Raw genomic sequence first — 19,128 nt, 5'->3', positions numbered from 1 at the left:
CATCCTTGCACGGCCCGCTCGCCAGAGCGGGATTGGAACGGGCCGCGGCGGACCTGCGATCGCTCGGCTTCGACGGGCTGGCCCTCGGCCTTCGCTTCGGCGGCGACGCGGCCGCAGCGGCGATCACCGAGGTCGCCCATACCCTGCGTGAAGCCGGCCTCGCCATGATGCTCGACATTTGCCTCGAACAGCCCGAGGGGCTCGGGCGCAACGCCATCCCGGCCGCCTGGCAGATCGCCGATCCGACGGCGGTTCCACCGCCCGATCCGCGGCGCGAACAGGTCTCGCCCCGCCTGCGCTGGCAGGACCCGGCCGCCCGGCACGACATCGAGGCGTGGTGGAGCACGCAACTCGTCACGCTCGCGCAGCAGGGCGTGCGTCATTTCCGGTGCCGCACCCCGCATCTTGCTCCGCATGCCGCCTGGCGCGCCATAGCGACGGCGCTGCACGCGGCCGAGCCGGGCGCCACGCTGCACGCCTGGACACCCGGTCTCACATGGGACCAGATCACCCGCCTGCAGGGTGCCGGTTTCGCTGGTGGCTTTCTGTCCGCAGCCTGGTGGGACGGACGCGCGGCCTGGCTTGCCGACGAGGCGGAACTGCTGGACCGGCTCGGCCCCGCGCTGTCCCTGGCGGATGTGCCGAGCGGCGAACATCTTGCTCCAACCACGATCCAGCAGGCGGCCGCGGCGGGCGCCGAAAGCCGGCGGACGGCGGCGCTCCGCGCTCTCGATCTCGCGGCCTGCCTCGGCAACGGCCTGTTCGCGCCCATCAACATGCTGACCGACGGTGCGGACGATGCCTGGCCGGACGACCGGGCGGGCGAAGCGTTTCCGCCGACCGACGAGATGCTGCGCGAGAAGGTGAAGGCCGCCAACCGGAGCTGCGCTCTGGTCGCCGGGCTGTCGCCGCCGCGCCCCGCCCATGATGGCGCAGCCATCGGCGTCGTCCTGCGCACCGACACGCCTGCGCCCGGCCTCGCTGCCGCCGGCATCGCGGTCGCCGTCAACAATGGCGCGGATCCCGCAGGCCTGCCGGCCATGGCGTTCGGCAGCCTGCGGCCGGCCGCCGGCCGGGATGCAGAGCTGCGGCCGCTCGGGCCAGGAGAGGTTCGCCTCATTCCGCTCGCCGCATCGCGGCCGGTCATCGTGAAGAGGCCCCGGCCGGCCGTCGACCGCTGGGCGCAGGCGCCGCGCATCGCCATCGAGCACATCAGCGGCGCCATCGACGGCGGCCGCTTCGCCGCCAAGCGTATCGTCGGGCGGCCGGTGGACGTCGAGGCCGACATCTTTTCGGACGGCCACGACCTCATCGCGGCGGAGCTGCTGTGGCGGCCGGCGGACGAAAGGGACTGGCGGCGCGTCGCCATGGAGCCAATGGGCAACGACCGGTGGCGGGCCGTCATCCTGCCCGATCGCATCGGCCGGCATCTGGTCGCGATCGAAGCCTGGCAGGACGTATTCGGGAGCCTGCGGCACGCCTTGCGCGCCAAGATCGCGGCCGAGGTCGACATTGCCGTGGAGCTGGAGGAGGCCCGGCTGCTGGTCGAGGCGGCGCTGGCCCACGCGCCCGACCCTGACCTCGCCCGGCTTGCCGAATGTCTCGGGAAGCGCGATCCGGCAGGTACGGAGATGCTGCTGTCGCCCGCCATCGGACAGGCGATGGCGGCGCGCGATCCGCGCAAATTCCTGACGCGCAGCGAGCCGCAGCTGCCGTTCGACATCGAGCGTCCGCAGGCTGCTTTCGCCAGCTGGTACGAGCTCTTCCCACGCAGCGTGACCGACGATCCGCATCGCCACGGTACGCTGCGCGACGTGATCGACCGGCTGCCGGCCATCCGCGCCATGGGCTTCGACGTTCTCTATTTTCCGCCGATCCATCCGATCGGGCGCAAGAACCGCAAAGGGCGCAACAACAGCCTCGCCGCCGCGCCCGGCGATGTCGGCAGCCCCTATGCGATCGGCGCGGCGGAGGGCGGCCACGACGCCATCCTGCCGGCGCTCGGCACGCTCGACGACTTCCGCGCCCTAGTCACCGCAGCGCAGCACCAGGGTCTCGAGATCGCCCTCGATTTCGCGATCCAGTGCGCGCCGGACCATCCCTGGCTGACCGATCATCCCGGTTGGTTCCAGCGGCGGCCGGATGGAACGATCCGCTACGCCGAGAACCCGCCGAAAAAATACGAGGACATCGTCAATGTCGATTTCTATGCCCCGGCGGCCATTCCTGCGCTCTGGCTGGCGCTGCGCGATGTCGTGCGGTTCTGGATCGACCAGGGCGTGCGCATGTTCCGCGTGGACAATCCGCACACCAAGCCGCTGCCGTTCTGGGAATGGATGATTGCCGATATCCGCAACACCCGGCCCGACGTCATCTTCCTCTCGGAAGCCTTCACCCGGCCCAAGATGATGTACCGGCTGGCCAAGGTCGGCTTCTCGCAGTCCTACACGTATTTCACCTGGAGAAACACCAAGGCGGAAATCGCGAGCTATGTCGAAGAGCTGAGCACGGCCGAGCCGAAGGACTATTTCCGCCCCCATTTCTTCGTCAACACACCCGACATCAACCCGTTCTATCTGCAGACGTCGGGCCGGCCGGGCTTCCTCGTCCGCGCGGCACTGGCCGCCACCCTGTCGGGCCTGTGGGGCGTCTATTCCGGCTTCGAACTGTGCGAGGCCGCCGCTCTTCCGGGCCGCGAGGAATATCGCGATTCCGAAAAATACGAACTGCGTCCGCGCGACTATGCGGCGCCCGGCAACATCGTCGCGGAGATCGCGCGGCTCAACCGGCTCCGGCGCGGCCATGGCGCGCTGCAGACGCATCTCGACGTCCGCTTCTACAACGCCTTCAACGACGCGGTCCTCTATTACGGCAAGGGCGCCCCATCGACCGGCACGCTGATCCTCGTCCTCGTCAATCTCGACCCCCACGGCGTGCAGGCATGCGCGTTCGAGGTACCGCTCTGGGAATGGGGCCTGCCCGACCATGAAACGGTGGAGGTCGAGGACCTCTGGCGCGGCGAGCGCTTCAGCTGGACCGGCAAGATCCAGCACATCCGCCTCGACCCGCAGGACCTGCCCTTCGCGATCTTCCGCATCGCGCCGCGCAGCGGAGGCCGGTCATGAAGGGACGGAACCATCGCCGTCATCCGAACTTCAGCAGCGACCCGCTGTGGTACAAGGACGCGGCCATCTACCAGCTGCACGTCAAGTCGTTCTTCGACAGCAACAATGACGGCATCGGCGACTTCCCCGGCCTCATCGAGAAGCTTGACTACATTGCCGAGCTCGGCGTCAACACGATCTGGCTTCTGCCCTTCTACCCCTCGCCGCGCCTCGACGATGGCTACGACATCAGCGCCTATCTCGCGGTCCATCCCGACTACGGAACGCTGGCCGACGTCAGGCGCTTCATCACGGAAGCGCATGCGCGCGGACTGCGGGTGATCACCGAACTGGTGATCAACCACACCTCCGACCAGCATCCCTGGTTCCAGCGGGCGCGCCGCGCCAAGCCCGGCTCCAACTATCGCGATTTCTACGTCTGGTCCGACAACGACAGGAAATATGCCGACGCGCGCATCATCTTCGTCGACACCGAGCGGTCGAACTGGACCTGGGATAGCGAGGCGCGCGCCTATTATTGGCATCGCTTCTACTCGCATCAGCCCGACCTCAATTTCGAGAACCCGAACGTCTTCCGCGCCATCCTGCGGGTCATGAAGTTCTGGCTCGACATGCAGGTCGACGGTCTCCGGCTCGATGCGGTTCCCTATCTGATCGAACAGGAGGGAACCAGCTGCGAGAACCTGCCGGGGACGCATGACGTGCTGAAGCGGCTGCGCGCCGCGCTCGACGAGCGCTATCCCGACCGGATGCTGCTGGCCGAGGCCAACCAGTGGCCGGAAGACACCAAGGACTATTTCGGCGACGGCGATGAATGCCACATGGCGTTCCATTTCCCGCTGATGCCGCGCATGTACATGGCACTGGCGCGCGAGGACCGGTTCCCGATCACCGACATCATGCGCCAGACGCCGGACATTCCGGCCAACTGCCAATGGGCGATCTTCCTGCGCAACCACGACGAGCTGACGCTCGAAATGGTGACCGACTCCGAACGCGACTATCTCTGGCAGGCCTATGCCAGCGACCGGCGCGCACGGCTCAATCTCGGCATCCGGCGCCGGCTCGCCCCGCTGCTCGACCGCGACCGCCGCCGCATCGAGCTGATGACCAGCCTCCTGTTCTCCATGCCCGGGACGCCGGTCATCTACTACGGCGACGAGCTCGGCATCGGCGATAACATCCATCTCGGAGACCGCGACGGCGTGCGCACGCCCATGCAGTGGTCGCCGGACCGCAACGGCGGCTTCTCGCGCGCCGATCCCGCGGCGCTGGTTCTGCCGCCGATCATGGATCCGCTCTACGGCTTCGACTCGGTCAATGTCGAGGCCCAGAGCCGCGACGCGCATTCGCTGCTCAACTGGGTGCGCCGCATGCTCGGCGTGCGTCGCCAGCACAAGGCCTTCGGCCGCGGCAACCTCAAGTTTTTCTATCCCACGAACCGCAAGGTGCTCGCCTATCTCAGACAATACGATGACGAGACCATCCTGTGCGTCGCCAATCTCGCGCGGACGCCGCAGGCCGTCGAGCTCGACCTGTCGGAGCTGGCGGGCCGGCTGCCGATCGAAATGACCGGCGGCTCCGTCTTCCCGCCGATCGGCGAGCTGACCTACCTGCTCACCCTGCCGCCCTACGGCTTCTACTGGTTCCTGCTGGCGACCGAAGCGCAATGGCCCAGCTGGCATACGCCGGCACCCGAGCCGATGCCGGAGACTGAGACGCTGGTCCTGCGGGGCAGCCTCGCCGAGGGGCTGGAGGGGCCGGCGGGCGAGCGCCTGCGCGAGGCCATCCTGCCGGTCTACCTCGCCAAGCGCCGCTGGTATTCGGGCAAGAGCGACAAGGTCGGCCGCGTCGCGTTCCGCACCATCGCCGCCCTGCCCGGGGCCGTGCGCGAGACGCTGCTGATCGAGATCACCGCCGGCCCGAACCCGGAAAACCGCTGGTTCCTGCCTATGACGATCGCCTGGGAGGACGAGGTTCACGCGGCGCTGCCGACCCAGCTCGGCCTCGTGCGCGTACGCCGCGGCCGGCGCGTCGGCATGCTGACCGACGCCTTCGCCATGCCCGACTTCGCGCACGCCCTGATCGCCGGCCTCGTGGCCGGAGCGCATATGCCGGTCGCCGACGGCGAGATCCGCTTCCTTGCCAGCCCGCTGCTCGCGGCCGCCGCGCCGCCGCCGGGCGCCGAGGTGCAATGGATCGCGGCCGAGCAGTCGAACAGCTCGCTCATCGTCGGCGATGCCGTGGTGCTCAAGATCATCCGCTCGCTGTTCCGCGGCCGGCATCCCGAGCCGGAAATGACGCGCTGCCTGACCGACCGCGCCTTCGCCAACACTGCGCCGCTGCTCGGCGAGGTCGTGCATGTCCGGGACGGCGAGGAACCGACGACCATCGCGATCGCCCAGGGCTTCGTGCGCAACCAGGGCGATGCCTGGGCGTGGACGCTGGAGCAGACGGCGCGCGCGGCTGACGAATATGGCCTCGGCGACGACTCGGCCCAGGCCGACGACGCGCTTGCCGCCAGCGTCGCGCTGGCCGGCACGATCGGCGCCCGCCTCGGCGCGATGCATGTTGCGCTGGCAGCGCCCACCCAGGATCCGGCCTTCGCGCCGCGCCATGCCCAGGCGGCCGACGTGGCGGCCTGCGCGGCACGCGTGACCGCCGGCTTCGACCGTGCGCTGCACCGTCTTGCCGAGGCGCAGCTCGCCGCTGCCGATGCCGAGATCGCGCGCACCGTCGCCGCGCGCGCGGACGCCACGCGCAGAACGATCCAACGATTGGCGCAAGGCCTGCATGGCGCCCTTCTGTGCCGCATTCACGGCGATTTCCACCTCGGCCAGGTGCTGGTCGCCAATGGCGATGCCTACATCATCGATTTCGAAGGCGAGCCGCAGCGCAGTCTCGACGAGCGCCGCGCCAAGGCGAGTCCCCTGCGTGACGCCGCCGGGCTGCTGCGCTCGCTGGACTATGCCGCGGAGATGGTGACCCAGCGCGCCGAAACCGGTGTCGCGCCGGCCAATGCGCAGCAGCGCGACCGCCTGCTGGCGCGGTTCCGCGCCAGGGCCTCCAGCGCCTTTCTCGACAGCTATCGCGCGGCAGCGGCTTCGCTGCCGCTCGGCGACCACCAGGCGCTGCTCGACCTCTTCCTGATCGAGAAGGCGGCCTACGAGATCGCCTATGAAGCCGCCAACCGGCCGGCCTGGATCCACGTGCCGCTGCGCGGCCTCGCAGCGGTTCTCGATACCGTCGTCGAGGCGGAGGCGGTCGATGGCTAGACGCTCCGCGACGACACTCGATCCGGCCGAGGCGCGCGCCCTGGTCGAGGGCACGCATGGCGACCCCTTCGCCGTGCTTGGGCCGCACGCGGCGGGCAAGGGTCAACTGCTGCGCGTCTGTCTGCCCGGCGCCATCGGCGTGGAAGCGATCGAACGGGACGGCGGCAAGCTGCTCGCCGAACTGTCGCCCGGTCCGGCCGAAGGCCTGTTCGAGGGCGTGTTGGGGCGGTCCGTCCCCTATCGCCTGCGCATCCGCTGGCCGGGCGCAGTGCAGGAGACGGAAGACCCCTATTCATTCGGCCCCCTGCTCGGCGAACTCGATCTCTATCTCATTGCCGAGGGCCGCCATTTCCAGCTGAGCGAGGCGCTCGGCGCATCCTGCCGGACGATCGACGGCGTTCCGGGACTGTGCTTTGCCGTCTGGGCGCCGAATGCGAGCCGCGTCGCCGTGATCGGCGACTTCAACGCCTGGGACGAACGGCGCCACCCGATGCGCCTGCGGCGCGAGGCCGGCATCTGGGAGATCTTCGTGCCGCGCGCCCGACCGGGCGATCGCTACAAATATGCAATCCGCGCCCGCGACGGCACGCGCCTGGCGGCCAAGGCCGACCCGCTGGCGCGCGAAACCGAGCGGCCGCCCTCCACGGCCTCCGTCGCGCCCGGGCCGATGGTGCATGAATGGCACGACCGGGACTGGATGGCCCGGCGCGAGGCGGGGCAGCAGGCCGACGCACCGATGTCGATCTACGAGGTGCATGTCGGCTCATGGATGGCGCCGCGCGGCGGCGAGTCCTCCGAGCCGCTGTGGCGGCGGCTGGCACGCACCCTCATCCCCTATGTCGGCGAGATGGGCTTCACCCATATCGAGCTGCTGCCGGTGACCGAACATCCCTTCGGCGGCTCCTGGGGCTATCAGCCCCTCGGGCTGTTCGCGCCCAGCGCGCGCTACGGCTCGCCGGACGATCTGGCCGCCTTCATCGACGCCTGCCACCTCGCCGGTATCGGTGTCCTGCTCGACTGGGTGCCCGCGCACTTTCCGACCGACGCGCACGGCCTCGCGCGCTTCGACGGCACGGCGCTCTATGAGCATCTCGACCCGCATCAGGGTTTCCACCGCGACTGGAACACCCTGATCTACAATTTCGGCCGGCACGAGGTGCAGGGCTTCCTCATCGCCAGCGCGCTGTTCTGGCTCGAAAAGTTCCATGTCGACGGACTGCGGGTCGATGCGGTCGCCTCGATGCTCTACCGCGACTACAGCCGGGCCGCCGGCGAATGGACGCCCAACATCCACGGCGGACGGGAAAATCTGGAAGCCGTCGATTTCCTGCAGCGCCTCAACGGGGCGGTGGCCGAGCGCTGTCCGGGCGCGATCATGGTCGCCGAGGAATCGACCGCCTGGCCGGGCGTCACGCGCCCGGTCCGCGATGGCGGGCTGGGATTTTCCTACAAGTGGAACATGGGTTGGATGAACGACACGCTGCGCTACATGAGCCGCGATCCGGTCCATCGCAAATGGCACCATGACGACCTTACCTTCGGCCTCGTCTATGCCTTCTCGGAAAAGTTCATCCTGCCGCTGTCCCATGACGAGGTCGTGCACGGCAAGGGCTCGCTCATCGGCCGGATGCCGGGCGACGACTGGCGTCGGTTCGCCAATCTGCGCGCCTATTTCGGCTTCATGTGGGCGCATCCGGGCAAGAAGCTGCTGTTCATGGGCGGCGAGATCGCCCAGATGCGCGAATGGAACCATGAAGCCGAGATCGACTGGCCGCTCGCCGACGATCCACGCCATGACGGCGTGCGCCGCCTGGTTCGCGACCTCAACATCCTCCATCGGCGCGAGCCCGCGCTGCATCAGCGCGATGCGGATCCGGAGGGGTTCCGCTGGCTGATCGGCGACGATCGGACGAACTCGGTCTTCGCCTTTCTGCGCCTCGGCGCAGCCGGGACGCCGCCGATCCTGGTGCTCGTCAACATGACGCCGACGCCGCTCGAGAACTACTGCGTCGGGGCGCCGCTGCGTGGCCGCTGGAGCGAACTCCTGAACACCGACGCCGCCGTCTATGGCGGCTCCAACATGGGCAATGGCGGCAGCGTCGAGGCGTTCGCCGCCCCCGCTCACGGCCAGCCCTTCTCGATCCGGGCGACGGTTCCGCCTCTGGCCGTGATCATCCTGAAGCACGAGGGCTGAATGTCCGTCATCGCCGACACGCTCGACCCCGGCAAGCCATACCCGCTCGGCGCGAGCTCCGACGGACTCGGCGTCAATTTCGCGGTCTTCTCCGCCCATGCCGAACGGATCGATCTGTGCGTGTTCGACCCTACCGGCCGGCGCGAGATCGCCCGCCTGCCGCTGCCGGAATGCACCGACGAGGTCTGGCACGGCTATCTCCCGAATGCCCGGGCCGGCCTCCTCTACGGCTATCGCGCCTACGGTCCCTACCGGCCGCACGAAGGCCATCGCTTCAATCCGCACAAGCTGCTGCTCGACCCCTATGCGCGCCGCATGAGCGGCCATGTCCGCTGGACCGATGCGCTGTTCGGCTATCGTGTCGCCTCGCCCCGCGCCGACCTGTCCTTCGACCGCCGCGACAGCGCCGCCGGGATGCCCAAGGCGGTCGTCACCGACGACAGCTTCAACTGGGCCGACGACCGGCCGCCGCGCACACCCTGGGCGGACACCGTCATCTACGAAGCCCATCCGCGCGGGCTGACCATGCTGTGTGACAGCATTCGCACGCCCGAGCGCGGCACCTTCGCGGCGCTGGGCGATCCCGCCGTGCTCGATCATCTGCGGCGCCTCGGCCTGACCGCGATCGAACTCATGCCGATCCACGCCTTCGTTCAGGACAGGCATCTGCTCGAAAAGGGGCTGCGCAACTACTGGGGCTACAACACGCTCGGCTTCTTCGCGCCGGAGGCGCGCTATCTCTCCAACGGCGATCTCAACGAAATCCGCGTGGCAGTGCGCCGCCTGCACGCCGCCGGCATCGAAGTCATCCTCGACGTCGTCTACAACCACACCGCCGAAGGCAGCGAGCTCGGACCGACGCTCAGCTACCGCGGCCTCGACAATGCCAGCTACTATCGTCTGCTGCAGGAGGACCCGCGCCACTGCGTCAACGATACCGGCACGGGCAATACCTTCAATCTCAGCCATCCGCGCGTTATCCAGCTCGTGCTGGATTCGCTGCGCTACTGGGTCACCTCGTTCCACGTCGACGGCTTCCGCTTCGATCTCGGCGTGACGCTCGGCCGCGAAGCGCATGGCTTCGATCCCGGCGCCGGTTTTTTCGACGCCCTGCGCCAGGACCCGGTCCTGTCGCAGGTGAAGCTCATCTCCGAACCGTGGGACGTCGGCCCGGGCGGCTACCAGCTCGGCCACCATCCGCCGGGCTTTGCCGAGTGGAACGATCGCTTCCGCGACGGCGCCCGCCGGTTCTGGCGCGGCGACACGGGCCAGCGGGCGGAAATCGCCGCTCGCCTCGCCGGCTCCAGCGACTTCTTCGACCGCCGCGCGCGCCGGCCCTGGGCCTCGGTCAACTATGTCGCCGCGCATGACGGCTTCACCCTCCTCGACCTCGTCTCCTATGCCGACCGGCACAACGAGGCGAACGGTGAAGGCAACAGCGACGGCGCAAGCGACAATCTCTCCGCCAATTGGGGGGTGGAGGGCGCAACCGACGACGATGCCATCAACGAGACCCGCCGCCGCGTGCAGCGCGCCCTGCTCGCGACCATGTTCATGGCGGCGGGCACGCCCATGCTGCTCGCCGGCGATGAATTCGGCCGGAGCCAGGGGGGCAACAACAATGCCTATTGCCAGGACAACGAGATCTCCTGGCTGGACTGGACCCTTGCCAAGGCGCCGCGGGGCGAAGCGCTTTTCGCCTATACCCGGCGCCTCATCGCCCTGCGTCACGCGCACCCGATCCTGCGCTGCCGGAAGTTCCTGCACGGCAGGGACGAGCTGGCGCCCGGCCTGCCGGACATCGACTGGTTCGACGAGCGCGGCGAACGGCTGACCGAGGAGGCCTGGACCGACGGCGCCCACCAGCTGCTCATGCTGCGCCGCGCCAGCGTGGCCGGCGACGGTTCGATCGACATCTTCCTGATGATGCTCAACCCGCTCGGTGAGGACCGCGAATTCGTCCTTCCGCCTCCGGCTTCCGACGCACGGCTGCTGCTCGACAGCGCGCAGCCCGATCGTCCCGAAGGTCCGGCGGCATCGCCGCTTGCCGTGCCGGCTCATGGCGTGGTGCTGGTGCATTGCCGGCTGCCGGCACCCGGCGCCGCTTCCGACGCTCCCCGGTTCGGCCCCGCCGCCACCGCGGATGGCCGAACCCGGTTTCGCCTCTGGGCGCCGCAGGCCGGGAGCGTCGCGCTCGACATCGACGGCCGAGGCACGACCGGGATGAGCGCAGGCGCGGGCGGATGGTTCGAGGCGGTGGATCATTGCCGGCCGGGCGAAGCCTACCGGTTCCGGATCGACGGCGATCTCGCCGTGCCCGATCCGGCCGCCCGCGCGCAGCGGGGCGGCGTGCACGGGTGGAGCCTGGTGCCGGATCCGAACGCCTATCGCTGGCGCAACGCGGCCTGGCGCGGGCGTCCCTGGCGCGAAGCCGTCATCTACGAGCTGCACGCCGGCGCCTGCGGCGGTTATGCCGGCGTCGCGGCGAAGCTGCCGGACCTCGCAGGGCTCGGCGTGACGGCGGTCGAGCTGATGCCGGTCAACGCCTTTCCGGGCCGCCGCAACTGGGGTTACGACGGCGTCCTGCCTTTCGCGCCGGCCGAGGCCTATGGCTCGCCCGACGACCTCAAGGCGCTGGTCGATGCGGCCCACGGCCACGGCCTGATGGTGCTTCTGGACGTCGTCTACAATCACTTCGGGCCGGACGGAAACTACCTGCCGTCCTATGCCCGCGATTTCTTCCGGCCCGGTGGCGGCACCGCCTGGGGCGACGCCATCGATTTCGGCCAGCCGGAAGTCAGGCGCTACTTCACCGAGAATGCGCTCTACTGGCTGGACGAATTCCGCTTCGACGGCCTGCGCTTCGATGCCGTCCACGCGATCGGCGCGCCCGACTGGCTCGAAGACACGGCGCGCGCGGTCAGGGCGCGCTTTCCGGACCGGCTGATCCATCTCGTCCTGGAGAACGACGACAATGACGCGCGCCTGCTCGCCAAAGGGTTCGACGCCCAGTGGAACGACGACCTGCATCACGTGCTGCATGTCCTCCTGACCGGCGAAACGGACGGCTATTACCGCGATTATGCCGACGCGCCGGCGAAACGACTGGCACGCGCGCTGGCGCACGGGTTCGTGTATCAGGGCGAGCCCTCGGCTCATCGCGGCGGGCGCCGCCGCGGCGTTTCGACCACGGGGCTGAAGACGACAGCCTTCGTGGCCTTTCTTCAGAACCACGACCAGATCGGCAACCGCGCATTCGGCGAACGGCTGACCGCGCTCGCCGATCCCCAGGCGCTCGAAGCGGCCATCGCGCTGCAATGTCTGTCGCCGCAGATCCCGCTGATCTTCATGGGCGAGGAAACCGCCAGCCGCTCGCCGTTCCTGTTCTTCACGGACCACGACGAGCCTCTGGCGGCCGCCGTCCGCGAAGGCCGGACGCGCGAATTCCAGGCCTTCGACGGGTTCGCGCGGGTGGCGTCGCAGCGCCCGCTGCCCGACCCCAACAGTCCCGACACTTTCGAAGCCTCCCTGCCGCGGCCGGATGCCGAGGCCGGGCCGGCGCGGCATGCGCTCTACCGGCGGCTGCTCGAGCTGCGCCGGACCGTGCTGATGCCGCATCTCGACCGGACGGAGAGCCTCGATGCGGTCACGCTTTCGGATGCGGCGGTGCTGGCGCGCTGGCGCCTCGGAGCGGCCGGCACGCTCGCCATCGCGGCGAATTTCGCACCCCACCCCGCCGCTTGCGGCAATCTTGGCGGCCGGCTGCTGCATGAAAGCCGTCCCGGCGGCGCGGACGCCGTGCGCGGCGGCGCGCTTCCCGCACGCTGCACGGTGGTGATGCTGGACGCTCCGTCATGACCGACGCGCGGCTCGAACGGCTGGCGCGGTCGGCCGGCATCGCGGTCGAATGGACCGACTATGCCGGCGCCGACCGCCGTGTCGCGCCGCCGGTCCTGCGCCGGATCCTCGGCGCGCTGCATCTGCCTTGCGACAGCGATGCCGATGTCGCCGACAGCCTGCGCCGGCTGGAGCTGCGCCGCGACGCAAGGCCGCGCGCGCTGACCGGCGATGCCGGATCGCCGATCGCGCTGCCGCCGGGCTTCACGATCGGCCGGGGCGTCATCCTCTGCGAGAGCGGCGCCGAAGTGCCGCTCGCCGATGTCCAGGCCGCCCTGCCGGTGCTCGGCGAGACCGGCCGCCACCGCCTGATCGCCGACGGCACGGAGATCACGCTCTGCGTCGCGCCGCAGCGGTGCTGGACGATCGCCGAGGCCATCGGCGATGCCCACGCATGGGGCGCCGTGGCGCAGATCTACGGCCTGCGCCGCGCCGGCGACTGCGGCATTGGCGACATGGGCAGCGTCGCGGTTCTGGCCGAGCGCCTGGCAGCAGCCGGCGCGGCGGCGCTGGCGCTGAGCCCCGCTCACGCCCTGTTCGCCGCCGATCCCTCCGCCTACAGCCCCTATTCGCCCTCGAGCCGCCTCTTCCTCAACGCGCTGCTCGCGGACCCCGCGGCGGCCCTCGGCGAGGAGCGCTGCGCCGCGGCGCTGCACAAGGTTGCCCCCGAGGCGCCGCGCCGACGGCTCGAGACCGGCGAACTGATCGACTGGCCGCACGCCCACGCGCTCAAGATGGCCTGGCTGAGAGAGCTCTTCGCCGATATCAGGCGGACCTCCGGACTGGAGGCGGCCGCCCTCGCCGCCTTCCGCAAGGCCGGCGGCGCGGCGCTGGCCCGGCATGCCCGTTTCGAGGCCTCGCACGATGCCCGTCGCGACGCCTCCGGTGTGCCGCTGCCCTGGCGCCTTTGGCGAGCCCCCGGGCCGGATCTCACCGACGGCGACGCCGTCGCATTCCATGGCTTCCTGCAATGGCTCGCGGCCTGTTCGCATGAACAGGCTCATCGTCGCGCGCGCCAGGCCGGCATGAGCATCGGCCTCATCGCCGATGTCGCCGTCGGCGTCAGCCCCGACGGGTCGGATGCCTGGAGCGATCAGGCGAGCATGCTGGTCGGACTTCAGATCGGCGCGCCGCCCGACCTGATCAACCGCGCGGGCCAGAACTGGGGTCTGACGACCTTCTCGCCGCTGGCGCTGCGGGACACGGCCTGCGCACCCTTTGCCGCCATGCTCCGCGCCGCCATGGCCCATGCCGGCGGGGTTCGCCTCGACCATGTGATGGGCCTCAGGCGGCTCTGGCTCATTCCGGAAGGCGCCGACCCCACCGACGGCGCCTATCTCGCCTATCCGTTCGACGACCTGATCCGTTGCGTGACGCTGGAATCGCGGCGGCGCAAGGCTGTCGTGATCGCCGAGGACCTCGGCACCGTGCCGCCGGGCTTTCGCGGCACGCTGGCCGCCCGCGGCGTCTGCGGCATGAACGTGCTCTGGTTCGAGCGCGCCGGCGCCGGCTTTGCCACGCCTGAGGATTGGCCGGCGAACGGCGTCGCGATGACCTCGACCCATGACCTGCCGACATTGGCCGGCTGGTGGTCCGGCGCGGATCTCGCCTGGCGCGAGGCGGCCGGCCTGGCGGGCGGCGAGGAGGCGGCAGCGGTCCGGCGGCGCGACCGCGCAGCGCTCTGGCGCGCCATTCGCGCCCACGACCCGAGCGCCGGCCCCGCGCCGGCTGCCAGCGATGCCCAGGCCTTCGTCGACCGCGCCATCGATTTCACCGCAGCCGGCGAAGCCGGCCTTTGCCTCGTTCCGATGGAGGATCTCGTCGGCACGCCTGACCAGCCCAACATGCCGGGCACGATCGATCAGCACCCGAACTGGCGCCGCCGCATGCCGCATGAGGCGGCGCAGAGCCTCGCCGAACCGCGCGTGGCCAGGCGCGCGCGGCTCCTCAGCGCCCGGAGGCCCGCGCGATGACCGCGCCGCGCGCAACCATGCGCATCCAGTTCCATGCCGGCTTCACCTTCGCCGACATGCTGCCGCAGCTCGAGCACCTGCGCGCGCTCGGCATCAGCCATCTCTATGCCTCGCCGATCCTCAAGGCGCGCGCCGGATCGATGCACGGCTACGACATGGTCGATCCGGCAGAGGTCAATCCCGAGCTTGGCGGCGAGGATGCGCTGCGCGCCCTGTCGGAGGCGCTTCGGGCGCGCGGCATGGGCCTGATCGTCGACATCGTGCCCAACCACATGGCCGTCGGCGGCCACGAAAACCGCTGGTGGCTGGATGTGCTGGCGAACGGCCGCAACAGCGCGTTTGCAGCCGTCTTCGACATCGACTGGGCCTCGCCCGTCCCCGGCCTGCGCGGCAAGGTGCTCGTCCCTTTTCTCGGCCGCCCCTATGGCGAAGCGCTCGCCGCCGGCGAGATCCGGCTGGCGGGCGGAGAAGCGGGCTTACCGATCGCGCTGCGCCATTTCGATCATCTCTTCCCGCTGCGCCCGGAGGATGCGGAGACCGTGCGCGGCGCGGGGCCTGCCGCCTATGATCCCGCCACCCCGGACGGGCGCGGCAGGCTCCACGCCCTGCTGGAGCGCCAGCACTATCGCCTGGCCTGGTGGCGCACCGCCAACGACATGATCAACTGGCGCCGCTTCTTCGACGTCAGCGAGCTCGCCGGGCTGCGCATCGAGGATGCCGGCGTCTTCGAGGCGACGCACGAGACGCTGCTGCGCCTCTATGCCGAGGGCGTCGTCGACGGCTTCCGCATCGATCATGTCGACGGCCTGGCCGATCCCGAAGCCTATTGCCGGCGCCTGCGCCGCCGCCTCGCCGGCCTTGATCCGCAGCGCCCGCCGCAGGCCGGCGCGGGGCCGGCCTATCTCGTCGTCGAGAAGATTCTCGCCCCCGGCGAGCAATTGCCGCGCGGCTGGGGCACGGACGGCACGAGCGGATACGATTTCATGAACGAGGTGTCGCTGCTGCTCCACGCGCCGTCGGGAGAGGCGCCGCTCGACGCGCTCTGGCGCGAGATCTGCGGCGACGGCCGGGATTTCGCGGCGATCGAGGGACAGGCGCGCGGCGAGCTGCTGGAGCGCAATTTCGGGGCGTCGTTCGAAGCGCTCTGCCGTGCCGTCGCGCTGCTGCTGCAGGCCGATCCCGCGCATCGCGACCACGGTATGGCGTCGCTGCGGCGGGCGTTACGCGGCGTGCTGGTCTGCTTCCGCCGCTACCGCACCTATGAGGCCGGCGAGAGCGTGGCGCTCGACGACGCCATCGCCCGGGCGACGGCGAGCGCCCATCCCGCCGACCGCGACCTGATCCGGCTGGTCGGCGAGATCCTGCGCGACCGCGATGTGCCGGCGCGCCGGCGGCGGCGCGCGGCGCTGCGGAAATTCCGCCAGCTCTCGGTATCGCTGGCGGCGAAGGCCGGCGAGGACACGGCCTTCTATCGCTATGGCCGGATCCTGTCGCGCGTCGATGTCGGCTTCGACCCCGGGCGCCTGGCGGCCGGGGACGCCTTTCATGAGGCGGCGAAACAGCGGCTCGCCACCTACCCGGCGGCGCTGCTCGCCACCGCGACCCACGACCACAAGCGCGGCGAGGATCTCCGGGCCCGTCTCGCCGTGCTGAGCGAAGCCCCCGCGCTCTGGGCCGGCATCGTCCGCTCGGCGCTCGCCGGCACCGAAGCCGCCGCGGGTGGAGTATCGCGCGCCGACCGCGCCACGCTCTTCCAGATGATCGTCGGCGGCTGGCCTCTGGCCGAAGGCCCGTTGAGCGAGGCGGAGCGGCGGGGCTTCGCCGACCGGCTCAAGGCCTGGCAGGTCAAGGCCTTGCGCGAGGCCAAGCAGCGCTCCTCGTGGGAAAGCCCCGACGCGGCCTATGAGGCGGCCGCGGCGGCCTGCATCGACCGGATCCTCGATGGCGCCAGCCCGGTCGGCCTCGCGCTGGCCGTCGCGGCGCAGCGGATCGCGCCGGCCGGCGCCGTGAACGGCCTCGCGCAATGCCTCCTGAAACTGACCGCGCCGGGGGTCCCCGACATCTATCAGGGCTGCGACCTCTGGGATTTCAGCTTCGTCGACCCCGACAATCGCCGGCCGGTCGACTGGGCGCGGCGCAAGGCGTGCTTCGCGCCGGGCGAGCCGCCGGCACGCCATCTCGGCACGTGGCGTGACGGGCGCGCCAAGCAGGCGCTGATCGGCTCCGTGCTCGCCGCGCGCGCCGGCTGCCCCGACGTCTTCGCCGCCGGGCGTTACGATCCGCTTGCGGCCGAGGGGGACCGCCATCGTCATGTCCTCGCCTTCGCGCGCAGTTTCCGCGGCAGGATCGCGGTGACCGTGGTGCCGCGCGAGGTCTTTGCGATGCTTCCGGACGGCGGCGGGCCGTCCTTCGCCGCCGGCACCTGGGACGGCACCTCGGTCGCGATGGGCGGGCCGGCGACCGGCGTTCTGCGCAATGTCTGCGACGGGCGGCGCTTCACCGGGCCACCGTTCAACCTCGATGAGCTTCTCCGCGAGTTCCCGGTGGCGCTGCTGGTCAATTGGTGAGCCAGCCCTCTGCCCGCGCCATCGGGCCGGCCGCTATCCGGTCGGGTCAGACCCGTCCCGAGGCCCAGACGACGATGCTGCGCAGAACGTCCTGCGCCGCCCGGTCGAAGGCGGCGGCAACGGAGGCCGCGTCGACGCTGCCGACCGGGGCCCGGCCACTGAACACCTGGCCGGCCAGGATCCGCCCGGTGCGCTCGTTGACGAGCTTCACCGACAGTTCCACCACCGCCTCCGCGCCGGATCCGACCACCACCTCGAACGAACGGATCTCGGTGAGAAGCTGGAAATCGGCGGTGAGACGGTCGCCGGGCCGCCCGATCGAGCGCAGATGGCTCGCATTCTCGAAGGTGCGGATGATCTGCGCCTGCAGAAGCCGCGGCAGGCGGTCGGCCCAGGCGCCGTCGCTCAGATAAGAAACCGCCCCGGCCGCGTTGCGCACCGCCATGCGCTCGGTGTCGATATTGGCGATCGCCTTCGGCTCGGCGACGATGAGCTGGCCGCGCTGCGCCCCCGGACGGGTCGGGAAATTCGACGGCGCCGTCAGGTCATAGGTCTGCGGCGTGTTGCTCGAGGCGCAGCCCGTCAGCGCGAGCGCGACGGCGAGAGCCAGCCCGATCCGAAGCTTTCCGCGCCGCTGCACCAATACCAACCTCATCGACCGCCCGCATCGGGCGCGGATTTCCGCAAGCAACCGGCCTTTCAGCCGCCGCAGACGGTGCTGCCTCTACATAGTGACACGGATCGCTCGCTTGCAAGTCCATGACATCGAGACCGCAGGTTAGCGGCTGCGCGCGATTCCAGAAACCGCAAAAGCGCAGGAAATGCAGCACGAAACCGTCAGCGCGGGGCTCACCGGCGATATTCCGGCACGCCCGAGCCGCCGAAGATGAACCGCTGCGGGTTGCGCTCCAGCGCGCGCAACGTGCGGTCGAGCTCGGAGAGCGTGCGCCGCCCGTCGGCCGAGAGCGACTGGATGTCGCGCAACGTCCGGTCGGTGAACCCCGAAATGGAATTGGAGAGCTGGGCGGTCCGGGTATCCAGCCGCTCGGCGAGCGTGCGGATCGACCGCGCGGTATTGGTGAACTCGGCGAACATGTTGTTGCCGCCATTGCCGTCGAAGCTGCGCAGCAGGGCGTCGACCCGGTCCGCCATGCCGTTGAGCTTGGCCGAGACCTCGGCGGCGTTCTTGACGATCTGGTCGACATTGGCGGAGTTGTCGCCCAGCGTCTGGGTGAAGCGCTCGATATTGGCGAACGAGCGGTTGATCCGGTCGGCGTCGAGCGCGGCAAGCGTGCGGCCGGCCGAGCCGAAGGCGGTCTTGGCCTCGCGGATGAGCTCGGCGAAGGAATCGGTCTGGCTGGCGAGGCCGCGCGTCAAGTCGTCGACATTGCGCAGGATCGAGGCGACCCGGCCGGGCTCGGTGCCCTGCATGACCGATTCGATCTGGCTCAGGATCACGTCGAGCCGCTTCGAAATGCCGCCGACCTGGCTGAGGAAGGTGTTGATGTTGTCGGCATTGTCGCCGAGCGCCTGGGTGAAGCGCTCGACATTGCGCAGGCTGCGGTCGAAACCGCCCTGGCCGGCCGCGATCGTATCGTCGAGCCGGCGCACCAGATTGTCGACATTCGTCATGATCTGGCGCGCGCCCTGCAGCAGGTCCTGGATCGCCGAAGGATCGGCCCGCAGCATGGGCAGCTCGCCCGGCGCCGGCGGCACCAGTGGCGGCGCATCCGCCGAACCGCCGGCCAGCGAGACCGCCGCGACGCCGGAGAGGAGCGCGACATCCAGGCTGACGCGCGTATTGCTGCGCACCGGGGTGTCGGAGGCGACCGAAATGACGCCGAGCACCTGGCGCGGATCCTTCGGGTCGACCCGCACGCTGCGCACGTCGCCGACCCTGAGGCCGTTGAAATAGACGCTGGCGCCCGGCTTCAGGCCCGCCACGGCACCCGGAAAGACGATGCCGTACTGCGTGCGCACGGTGGTATCGCCGGCGCGGAGGAACCACCACAGGAACAGGCCGAAAACCGCCAGCACGGCCAGCGTGAAAGCCCCGATCAATGTGGTATTGGCCTTGGTTTCCATGGCCTCCTAGCG

General features: G+C 70.0%; 8 protein-coding genes and 1 pseudogene. 7 read left to right on the top strand and 2 right to left on the bottom strand.

Translation table 11 applies throughout. From position 1 onward, the window contains the following. Window positions 1–32 precede the first annotated feature (32 nt). From OZ671_RS14845 to treY, 7 genes and pseudogenes are all read left to right on the top strand, one after another. Complete coding sequence (locus OZ671_RS14845) at window positions 33–3,125, top strand: alpha-1,4-glucan--maltose-1-phosphate maltosyltransferase (RefSeq protein WP_268861463.1); 3,093 nt, start codon at window positions 33–35, stop codon at window positions 3,123–3,125. Beyond that, entirely contained in the window at window positions 3,122–6,400 is a 3,279-nt protein-coding gene (treS, locus tag OZ671_RS14840; protein WP_268861462.1) for a maltose alpha-D-glucosyltransferase, read from the top strand. The genes OZ671_RS14845 and treS overlap by 4 nt, the downstream gene beginning before the upstream one ends. After that, window positions 6,393–8,594: a 1,4-alpha-glucan branching protein GlgB gene (gene glgB / locus OZ671_RS14835; protein ID WP_268861461.1), complete on the top strand. Its 2,202-nt coding sequence runs from the start codon at window positions 6,393–6,395 to the stop codon at window positions 8,592–8,594. The genes treS and glgB overlap by 8 nt, the downstream gene beginning before the upstream one ends. After that, a pseudogene (gene glgX / locus OZ671_RS14830) lies at window positions 8,595–10,688 on the top strand (glycogen debranching protein GlgX); the annotation flags it as partial. It abuts the gene before it with no gap. Further along, window positions 10,662–12,452: a malto-oligosyltrehalose trehalohydrolase gene (gene treZ, locus OZ671_RS14825; RefSeq protein WP_442957085.1), complete on the top strand. Its 1,791-nt coding sequence runs from the start codon at window positions 10,662–10,664 to the stop codon at window positions 12,450–12,452. The pseudogene glgX and the gene treZ, both read left to right, overlap by 27 nt. Continuing rightward, window positions 12,449–14,464, top strand: a complete 2,016-nt coding sequence (gene malQ, locus OZ671_RS14820) for a 4-alpha-glucanotransferase (protein WP_268861460.1) — start codon at window positions 12,449–12,451, stop codon at window positions 14,462–14,464. The genes treZ and malQ overlap by 4 nt, the downstream gene beginning before the upstream one ends. Next, window positions 14,461–17,031 (top strand): malto-oligosyltrehalose synthase, encoded by a 2,571-nt coding sequence (gene treY / locus OZ671_RS14815; protein ID WP_268861459.1) that lies wholly within the window; start codon window positions 14,461–14,463, stop codon window positions 17,029–17,031. The genes malQ and treY overlap by 4 nt, the downstream gene beginning before the upstream one ends. Window positions 17,032–17,077: 46 nt before the next feature. Here the strand turns inward: treY and OZ671_RS14810 are convergent, their stop codons facing one another. Together OZ671_RS14810 and OZ671_RS14805 are read right to left on the bottom strand one after the other, a co-directional pair. Beyond that, window positions 17,078–17,671 (bottom strand): ABC-type transport auxiliary lipoprotein family protein, encoded by a 594-nt coding sequence (locus OZ671_RS14810; RefSeq protein WP_268861458.1) that lies wholly within the window; start codon window positions 17,669–17,671, stop codon window positions 17,078–17,080. Between the two features lie 209 nt (window positions 17,672–17,880). Further along, a complete protein-coding gene (locus tag OZ671_RS14805) occupies window positions 17,881–19,116 on the bottom strand; it encodes an MlaD family protein (protein ID WP_268861457.1) in 1,236 nt (411 codons plus the stop codon). Window positions 19,117–19,128 lie beyond the last annotated feature (12 nt).

Source organism: Phreatobacter sp. AB_2022a (genome assembly GCF_026847585.1).
In the GTDB taxonomy this organism is placed as follows: Bacteria; Pseudomonadota; Alphaproteobacteria; order Rhizobiales; family Phreatobacteraceae; genus Phreatobacter.
The sequence above is the reverse complement of the archived record's forward strand: the minus strand, read 5'-3'. Positions and strand labels throughout refer to the sequence as shown.